1 protein-coding gene is annotated in these 368 nt (G+C 46.7%); it reads right to left on the bottom strand.

The genetic code is table 11. The features are described 5' to 3' along the window. Positions 1 to 332 (bottom strand): IS66 family transposase (locus ACLUWI_RS10405; protein ID WP_412147250.1); only part of this gene is annotated, 332 nt, incomplete at its 3' end. Positions 333 to 368 lie beyond the last annotated feature (36 nt).

The following is a 368-nucleotide window of genomic DNA, read 5'->3' as shown; positions in this document are numbered from 1 at the left end:
ACATCCAGATGATTTAGTTTGGCCGTCTGAACGATCGTATAGAAAATCGCATTGGCCTCCGCACCGGCTGTCGATTTCGCAAACAGGCTGTTTTTGCGAATGATGGTCGACGGTCGGATGCTCTGCTCAACCGAGTTATTGCTTAACGGTAGTTCACCGATTTCAAAGATCTGGTATACACGAGCCTTAAGCTTCAAGGCGTTTTTGACTGCGTCTTTCAGCTTATGCATCGGATAAGCAATCCCTTCGATAAAGCGATAGAAGGCATCCAACAGTGGCTTGACCAGTTTTCGCCGCTGCGCTTTTTTCTCAGCCGGCGTTTTATACCTCAAGTTCTTTTCCCTATAAAATACTCGGCTAAGCAGCTT

The sequence above is a fragment of the Limosilactobacillus mucosae genome, assembly GCF_046939755.1.
Taxonomy (GTDB): domain Bacteria; phylum Bacillota; class Bacilli; order Lactobacillales; family Lactobacillaceae; genus Limosilactobacillus; species Limosilactobacillus mucosae_A.
The sequence above is the reverse complement of the archived record's forward strand: the minus strand, read 5'-3'. Positions and strand labels throughout refer to the sequence as shown.